Genomic DNA, 8,631 nt, shown 5'->3' with positions numbered 1-8,631 from the left:
CTATTCAATATAGGAATCATCTTCTAGTTGCTTAATCTCTTTTTTTATTGTGTCCTTGACATAGGTGCCAGTTTATTGAGTCTACCCCTTTTTTCTTTGCTATTTAAATGGCTTCTCGTAAATCCCCACTTGCACCTAGGCCTTTTCCATTGTTTCTATTTTTAAATACTAAATTTTTCACATATGGTAATACCCATTTGTCTCCACCGTATCGTCCAGCATTTGCTCCTGCTGCTAAAATGAACATTGAGATCATTACCATCCACGGGTTAGAAGAAACAGTTCCTGCAAACATAAATGACATATTCATCACGACTCCAAAGAATGCAGCGGCTGAAGTGAAGACTCCTACTATTAAGCCTAATCCAACGAGCACTTCTCCCCATGCTACCATTACACTAAAAACATCCGCATTTGGAATTGCTACATTTTCTAAAAATGCTACATAATTCGGATACTTTAACACTTCCCCATTCATTACTGGATTGGCTACAGATCCTTGTAAATATCCTCCTGCATTAAAGTCTCCCATCACTTTTCCCCAACCTGCAGTTAACCAAGACCATCCTAGATAGATACGTAAGAACAACCATACTCCCGCGATATATTTATTATTTCTAAAAAATTGACCAATCATTGTAAGTCCTCCTTTTGTTATGGTTTGCTCAACACTTCACATTAACTTGTGAATGTTTTCACAACCTTTCTACACTCATAGTATAGGACAGAAAAAGTCTTTTCGCTACCCCTTTTACATAGTTGTCAAACTTTGTTCAATGTTTCACATAATTTATCTAAAAAAAGAGTGAATGCCTATACAAGACACTCACTCCTCCATATTCTGTTCGCGTTCTTTCTCCAACCTTTGTACTTTGCGATATGTGAGATATGACACCCAGATACTAAATTCATAGAGCAATAATAACGGAAGGGTCACCATTAAATGAGATAAAATCTCTGGTGGTGTAATCAAGCCCGCTATGACAAGCAAAATAAAATAAGCAAATTTCCTAACTTGCGTTAGTAAACTCGGTGTTAGCATTCCTAAACGTGTAAAGAACATCACGACAACTGGCAATTGAAACAAAAGTCCAAATGGGATTGTTACTTGAAAGAGAAATGAGAAATATTCATTAATACCGTACTGCTCAGTAATCCCTAATCGTTCAGATAAGTTGCTCATGAACTGAACAATAAATGGAAAAAGAACGAAGTAAGAAAAAGAAAGGCCAACTAAAAGCAAAATAAACGCAAACGGAATATAGGCCAGTGTTGCCTTTTGCTCCTTTTCATGCAAACCAGGGCTGACAAACGCCCAAAGCTGAAACAAAATTACTGGAAAGGTAATGATAAGCGCACTTGCAAAAGCAAATGTCATAAAAATCCGAATCGGATCTGTCATTTTAAATGCATTCATCGGCAAATTCTGAGCCGTTGGTGTACTTTGTAAGTATGTGATAAGTGGTGCAGCTAAAAAGAAGCCGGCAATGAGCGCCACGACAAAGAAGATTAACGTTATAATGATTCTTCGTCTAAGCTCCACAATGTGGTCCATTACCGACATGTCTCTTTGTTCCATTTATAGACCCTTCCTACTTAGGCTTTATCGTTTTCTTTTTTCTTGTTATCATCTTCGTCTGCTAAGCCTTTTGTTGCATTTTTAAATTCACGTAAAGTATTTCCAGCCGCTTTTCCTAACTCTGGCAACTTCTTCGGACCAAATATTAGTAATGCAACGATTGCAATTAACGCAATGCTGCCTGCTCCTAATCCACCCATAGGTAGCACCTCCTTGTCCTAATTTTGATTATAGAGTTTATTCAAATAGATGGCAATGGCCTCTCTCACACGGACTTAAAAGATGTAGTGGCTTCACTCATTGCTTTGAATCTGTATAAAAAGGAATAAAACACTCCTTTTTATACAGACTCTTATAAAGGATAATGCTTTAAAAAATAAACCAATGCCTGTAATTCAACAGATAAATCGATATGGTGTACCCGTACCGTTTCTGGCACATCCAACCTAGCTGGTGTAAAGTTTAGTATTCCTTGTATGCCTGCATCAACTAATTGATCCGCGATCTTTTGTGCAGGGGCTTGAGGTACAGTCAAAATTGCAACAGTAACTTCCGGGTCGATGACATCTTGCAAGTCTTTTAAATGATGCACGGTGACTCCACCAACTTCATCGCCAATCTTACTTTCATCCACATCGAAAGCCATGACAATTTGCGTACTATTATTTTTTGAGAAATTGTAGTGTAAGAACGCTGTACCTAAATTTCCAACACCTACAAGAATCACCTTTGTTATTTCATCTTGATCTAATGTTTTCCGGAAAAAAGATAGTAAATAGTTCACATTATAACCGTACCCTTTTTTTCCGAGCGCCCCAAAATAAGAAAAATCACGCCTAATGGTTGCTGAGTCAACTTTTACCGCCTCGCTCAACTCCGTTGAAGATACTCGTTGTTTCCCCGAGGCAGAAAGATTTTCCAAGAATCGATAGTATAGTGGTAAACGCTTTGCTGTAGCCTGTGGAATCTTGGTCTGATCAATTTTCATCCATTGCCTCCTTTACCGTTTTCCTGTAAGACGTATGGTTATTGTACACTATTTCACAGGGTTTGTAATCGGTTTACATTGTTGTTCATGAAGTTGTTGAAAGATAGAATCTACGATACACTAGAGTTACCGAAAAAAGGTCGATTTTCACCTTTTTTCGGTAACTCTAAGCAGCGTGCGGAGCCATTGCCACTTTCAAATAAGGTCACTTTTTTACATCTATTATAGTTAGTAAGGAATGAACATTCATGATTGTCTTACAATGTATAAATATATCAAAATCATTTGGCGTCGATCCTATTTTAACAAATATTAAGCTTGATATCCAAACTGGTGAACGCGTTGCACTTGTTGGACGAAATGGTGCCGGGAAATCAACATTGCTGAAAATTATCGCAGGGCAACTTTCGTATGATAGTGGACAAGTGATGATGCCTAAAGGAACTGAACTTGGTTACCTTGCTCAAAATACTGGACTAGAATCAGAATTATCGATTTGGGAAGAGATGTTAACTGTATTTGCCCCCTTACGTAAAATGGAAAAACAAATACGCAATATGGAACAGCAAATGTCTGATCCTGATTTACTAGCAAGTCAATCTCGTTATGAAAAACTATTGAAAGAATATGATCAACTTCAGCTTACTTTTAAAGACAATGGTGGCTATCAATATGAAGCTGACATTCGTGGCGTGCTCTCAGGGATGAACTTTGCAGATTTTGATTACAACACAAAGATTTCCACTTTAAGTGGTGGGCAAAAAACAAGACTTGCCCTAGCAAAGTTATTATTAACTAAGCCTGATTTGCTTATTCTTGATGAGCCGACCAACCATCTTGATATTGCAACGTTGACATGGCTCGAGCAATACTTAATTAACTATCGCGGCGCTATCCTTATCGTTTCTCACGACCGCTATTTTCTAGATAAAATCGTTACAGAAGTTGTCGAGATATCAAGGACAAAATCCACTAAATTTACTGGGAACTATAGTTCTTATCTTGAGGAAAAAGCCAAGCGCTATGAACTTGAATTAAAACAATATGAAAAACAACAAGATGAAGTCGCTAAGCTTGAGGACTTTATCCAACGAAATATTGCGAGAGCCTCAACAACCAAACGAGCACAAAGCAGACGGAAACAATTAGATAGGATGACCTTACTAGATCGACCAGCTGGATCAGAAAAGTCTGCTTCCTTTTCTTTTACAATTGAGCGTCAAAGCGGAAATGAAGTATTACGAACGACCGATCTTCATGTTGCTTATGGAGAGGAAACGATTTTTCAAAGTTTAGATTTAGCGATTGACCGTGGTGAAAGTGTTGCTTTAATTGGACCAAACGGGGCAGGTAAGTCGACACTATTAAAGGCTTTAATGAAGAACGTTCCAATAAAAAACGGAACGATTCGCTTCGGCAGCAATGTAACCGTAGGGTATTATGATCAGGAACAAGCCAATTTAAAGTCAAATAAGTTGGTTCTTCATGAGCTATGGGACGACCATTCTCTCCTTCCAGAAAAAGAGATTCGGACCGTTCTAGGAAACTTTCTGTTCAGTGGCGATGACGTCTTAAAACCTGTTTCCACTTTAAGTGGCGGTGAAAAAGCTCGACTTGCACTTGCCAAACTCATGATAAAAAAAGCCAATCTGTTAATTCTCGATGAGCCGACGAACCACTTGGATCTCGATGCAAAGGAAATTCTTGAGAATGCATTAATTGATTATCCTGGTACATTGTTATTTGTCTCTCATGACCGTTATTTCTTAAACAGACTTGCCACCAGAATGGCTGAGCTTGTTGACGGTGAGATCACAAATTATCTTGGAGACTATGATTATTATGTTGAGAAAAAAGATGAGATGAAGCAACGAGAATTGCTGATCCAACAAGAAAAGGGACAAACAATTTCTTCCTCTTTAGAAAGTAACCAAGCCGATAAACGCTCCTATGAACAAGACAAAGAAGCAAAGAAAGCCGAACGACAACGTTTAAGAAGAATTGAAGAAATTGAAAGCCAAATTGATACACTTGAATCGACCTTAGCACAAAAAGAAGATGACCTATGTGACCCATCTATTTATTCTGATCACGAAAAGGCGCAGACGCTCCAAACAGAAATTGACGAAGCAAAACAAACAATTGAAACACTAATGGAAGAATGGGAACAACTGCAAGAATAATTAGGTTTGGGTTAGCCCCAGCCAGATTCACTTCGTTAAACCGCAGTGGATCTGGCTGGGGGCTGGCCTTTTTTACTTTTTCCAGAACTTCTTTGATAATACAGGTTGGTCAGACCCTGCCTATCCACTTACATGTATCTCTTTGCCATCAGAGGTGATCACAATGGTTTGATGTTTGCTTGTTGTGTATACATGGCTGCCACTTTGTTCGTATCGTTTCATGACTCGTTTGCTTTGCAATATATTGGCACTTATGATCGTGTATTTAGGGTTTACAGCGTTAATAAATTGTCTAGATGATGAAGTAGAATCCCCATGATGAGGAGCGTCAAGCAAATCAACGTTTAATAACTCTTTTTTGGCTGCTACCAATTGTTTCTCTTGTTTCTTATAAAGGTCTCCAGTAAATAAAAACGTATTATCACAATAGGTGACTTTTAAGACGAGTGATAAGTTATTAATATCAGCGGTAGATAAGTGTTTCTCTTTCGCAGCACTGTCTAAATCTTCCTCAGAAGGACTAATTACTTCCACCTCAACATCCTCACCTAGAGTAAACCGATCCCCTTCCTTCACATATTGATAGGGTATCTTCTGCTTTGTAAGAAGGTTCGTAAAATCTACATAGGTTTTAGTAGAATGTTTGATGTTTGGCATTAGCAATACACCGATATCCAACGAATCTAAAATGGTTGAGAAGCCTCCGATATGATCATGATGCGGATGCGTGGAAATGACATAATCGATTTGATCAATTTGCATTTGTTTTAAATATCGATCCAATTGCTGTCCTGTTTGTTCCATCCCTGCATCAATGAGCATCCTTTTTCCATCAGGACTTTCTAATAGAATGGCATCTCCTGACTTTTTGTCTGCCTCTAAATAAAAGTATCGTATTTCGAGCTTGTCTGCATCATTTGTTTGCGCAAATCCGCTAGTTGGCGCAATGATTGAAATGATGAGTAAAACGATGAAAAACCACCATCTTTGTTGACTGTTCATATGATCAATCCTCTTCCAAAAGTCTTGTAAAAAACGTGTTAGTAAAGGTTTCTCAAATATACACATAATTATTAGATCGTTTACCAATAAGCTTGTCTTTATTATCTTCCTCAATGAGCAAATGCCAAAACAAACATTCACATAACTTACTAATATACGTCTTTTTCAGCACCCTCGAAGCAACGTGCGGCTTTCAGTGGCCTCCTTTTTCAGTCATAATCGTTATGCTTTCTCCATCTGAGAGAATTAATACATTTTCCGCTCTACTTGTGGCAATGACTTCACTACCACTTTTCTGATAGCGGTTATACACTCGTATACTTTGAAGAATATTAGCACTTATCATTGTGTATTTCGGACTAACAGCATTGATAAATGCTTGCGATGAGGAAGTACTGTCTCCGTGATGAGGTGCATGCAACAAATCGACATCTAGTTTGTCTTTCGTTTGTTTTATCAATTCTTTTTCCTGCTTCTTGTAAATATCACCTGTGAATAAAAACGTATTGTTACGATAAGTGACTTTGATTACGAGTGAAAGATTATTTACTTCTGCTGTCGATAGATTACGTTTATTTCGAGCTTTCCCTAATGCCGTAAAGCTAGGGCTTACGATCTCTACTTCCACTTCATCCCCGAGCATAAACGTATCATTCGCTTGTACGTACTGCGTCTTAATCTTTTTTTTATTACTAAGGTCGATAAACGTTTTGTACGTTTGAGTGGTATGTGGCAAATCCGGCATTAAAAGGACCCCTATTTGTTTAGAATGAAAAAGGGTATGATACCCACCAATGTGGTCATGATGCGGATGTGTTGCCACAGCATAATCTAGTTTTTCTATATTTAATTGATTCAAATAATTATCTAACTCTTGTCCGGTAGCAACCATACCAGCATCAATTAACATCGCTTCCCCATCAGGACTTTGAAGCAAAATCGCATCTCCCGACTTTGTATCTGCCTTTAAATCCAAGTACCTAATTTGCAACATCCCCATATGCTTTGTTTCATCAAATAGCTCAGCTGTTCTGCTTGGATCCGTTTCTACCTCTATGGCCATTGAGGTCGATTCCGCTTTTATAAATGTAACCATAGGATACATACCAACAAATAAGAAAATTAGTAACAGAAAGATTCTTATGTTCACAAACAGGCGATAACTCACATTCTCCCCCCTTTTTTCATCCAATCTAGTTTTTCAAGAGAAATTGTAAAAGGTTGTCCAAAAAGGTTCACACCCCCTTTTTGAACAACCCTGAAAAAGAAACAGACCCTTATCCTTTTGTTATAGTAGGAAGTGCTACTTTAAGAAATTGTTCTGGATCATTTGTTGTTATTTGCATATGTTTAGAAAACTGGCCAAGTTTCTCAATTACTTTGGCATCATCAACCGTCCATGCTCCGACTCGTATGCCTTTTTCAATAAGTGACTGCACTAATTCCTCTGTAATAAAAGCATAGTGCATTGAAATACTACTTGCTCCTGTATGTACTAACTGTTCCAATACCAATGTCGGGCGTCCCAAAATGATCAAACCTGTTTCTATGTTTGAATCGAGCTTTTTTACATTCACTACACTTTCATGATCAAAGGATGCGACCAATACTTGAGAGTGCATGTCATATTTCTTAATCAAATCAACAACTGCTTTCTCAAGACCTGAATAAAACTCACCTGTTTGTTTTAATTCAATGACAATTCTACAAGTGGTAGGTTTAAATAACTCAAATACTTCTTCTAATGCAGGAATCTTCTCTTCGGAGAAAGAAGAACTAAACCAACTTCCAGCATCTAAGCTACGTAGCTCCCAAAACGTACAATCCTTTACAAGTCCAGATCCATTTGTTGTCCGTTCTAAAGTATGGTCATGGATGACAACGGGAATGCCATCCTTTGATAAATGAACGTCTAGTTCGACTGCGTACATGGGTGGTTCTTGCAAAGCTAATCGAAACGCCGCTAGTGTGTTTTCCGGTGCTTTTGATGACCAACCTCGATGGGCAATACATTTCATATTGGCTTCTCTCCTTTATCATATGTTGCTTATTTAACCCCTGTGTAGACAAACGCTCGAATGATCTGACGTTGAGCAAAAAAGAATGCAATTAAAATCGGAATGACAAGAATCATATTACCAGCCATTAAGATATTCCAAGCGACTCCCCCTTCGACTTGGCGAATTTTCGTAATCCCAATTGGAAGGGTTCTTGCTGCATCTGAAGTCGTCATGACCAAAGGCCAAAAATAGTCATTCCAGTGCGTAATAAAACTAAATAGGGCAAACGTGATAAGGACTGGCTTCGCTATTGGAATCATGATTTTCAGAATGATTTTCCATTCACTCGCATCATCAAGCCGAGCTGCTTCAAGTAACTCCTCTGGCACTTGTTTGAATGACTGACGCAATAAAAAGATTCCAAACGCACTGGATGAAAACGGAAGGATTAATGCCCATAATGTATCAAGCAACCCCCATGCACTCATCTGCAAATAAACCGGTAAAAAGATAAGCTGAGCTGGAATCATTAACGTGATCATTGTAAGACCAAAAAAGAATGAATCACCTTTAAATTTATAACGAGCAAAGGCATAAGCTGCCGGAATAATCGTACACATTTGCAAAAGGAGAATCCCGATCGATACGATTGAACTGTTTATGAAATACGTTAGAAATGGACCTGAATTCCACGCTTTACTGAAGTTGTCCCAGTTCAATTGTTCTGGTATCCATTTAGGAGGAAAAATAATCGTTTCTCCTAATGATTTAAACGATGTTGAAATCATCCATACAAAAGGCATCGCAAAAATGCAAACGAGAATTACAAGTCCAATTCCATTTACTACTTTTAAACTGGCATGTCTCTTCATATTTCTC

The 8,631-nt window shown here is 38.1% G+C and carries 9 protein-coding genes; 1 reads left to right on the top strand and 8 read right to left on the bottom strand.

Translation table 11 applies throughout. From position 1 onward, the window contains the following. Window positions 1-103: 103 nt before the first annotated feature. The 4 genes from SLH51_RS22180 to SLH51_RS22165 form a co-directional block, all read right to left on the bottom strand. Window positions 104-637, bottom strand: a complete 534-nt coding sequence (locus SLH51_RS22180) for a DoxX family protein (RefSeq protein ID WP_335963733.1) — start codon at window positions 635-637, stop codon at window positions 104-106. Window positions 638-826: 189 nt separating this feature from the next. Beyond that, a complete protein-coding gene (tatC, locus tag SLH51_RS22175) occupies window positions 827-1,579 on the bottom strand; it encodes a twin-arginine translocase subunit TatC (protein ID WP_335963732.1) in 753 nt (250 codons plus the stop codon). 17 nt (window positions 1,580-1,596) lie between these two features. Further along, on the bottom strand, window positions 1,597-1,779 hold the full coding sequence (locus tag SLH51_RS22170; protein WP_315616321.1) for a twin-arginine translocase TatA/TatE family subunit: 183 nt from the start codon (window positions 1,777-1,779) through the stop codon (window positions 1,597-1,599). Between the two features lie 152 nt (window positions 1,780-1,931). Beyond that, window positions 1,932-2,567: a redox-sensing transcriptional repressor Rex gene (locus SLH51_RS22165; protein WP_335963731.1), complete on the bottom strand. Its 636-nt coding sequence runs from the start codon at window positions 2,565-2,567 to the stop codon at window positions 1,932-1,934. A 248-nt stretch (window positions 2,568-2,815) separates the two neighbouring features. Between SLH51_RS22165 and SLH51_RS22160 the strand changes: the two genes are divergently transcribed. Further along, a complete protein-coding gene (locus SLH51_RS22160; RefSeq protein WP_335963730.1) occupies window positions 2,816-4,750 on the top strand; it encodes an ABC transporter ATP-binding protein in 1,935 nt (644 codons plus the stop codon). Between the two features lie 120 nt (window positions 4,751-4,870). Here the strand turns inward: SLH51_RS22160 and SLH51_RS22155 are convergent, their stop codons facing one another. The 4 genes from SLH51_RS22155 to SLH51_RS22140 all read right to left on the bottom strand — a co-directional run bounded on the left by SLH51_RS22155 (window position 4,871) and on the right by SLH51_RS22140 (window position 8,624). Beyond that, window positions 4,871-5,752, bottom strand: coding sequence for a ComEC/Rec2 family competence protein (locus SLH51_RS22155; protein ID WP_335963729.1), 882 nt, complete (start codon window positions 5,750-5,752; stop codon window positions 4,871-4,873). A gap of 193 nt (window positions 5,753-5,945) precedes the next feature. Beyond that, on the bottom strand, window positions 5,946-6,920 hold the full coding sequence (locus tag SLH51_RS22150) for a ComEC/Rec2 family competence protein (RefSeq protein WP_335963728.1): 975 nt from the start codon (window positions 6,918-6,920) through the stop codon (window positions 5,946-5,948). Window positions 6,921-7,029: 109 nt separating this feature from the next. Next, window positions 7,030-7,770 (bottom strand): glycerophosphodiester phosphodiesterase, encoded by a 741-nt coding sequence (locus tag SLH51_RS22145; RefSeq protein ID WP_335963727.1) that lies wholly within the window; start codon window positions 7,768-7,770, stop codon window positions 7,030-7,032. 29 nt (window positions 7,771-7,799) lie between these two features. Further along, window positions 7,800-8,624, bottom strand: a complete 825-nt coding sequence (locus SLH51_RS22140) for a carbohydrate ABC transporter permease (RefSeq protein WP_335963726.1) — start codon at window positions 8,622-8,624, stop codon at window positions 7,800-7,802. Window positions 8,625-8,631: the final 7 nt, after the last annotated feature.

The sequence above is a fragment of the Halalkalibacter kiskunsagensis genome (assembly GCF_037027555.1).
In the GTDB taxonomy this organism is placed as follows: domain Bacteria; phylum Bacillota; class Bacilli; order Bacillales; family Bacillaceae_D; genus Halalkalibacter; species Halalkalibacter kiskunsagensis.
This window is presented reverse-complemented; position numbering and strand designations above follow the sequence as displayed.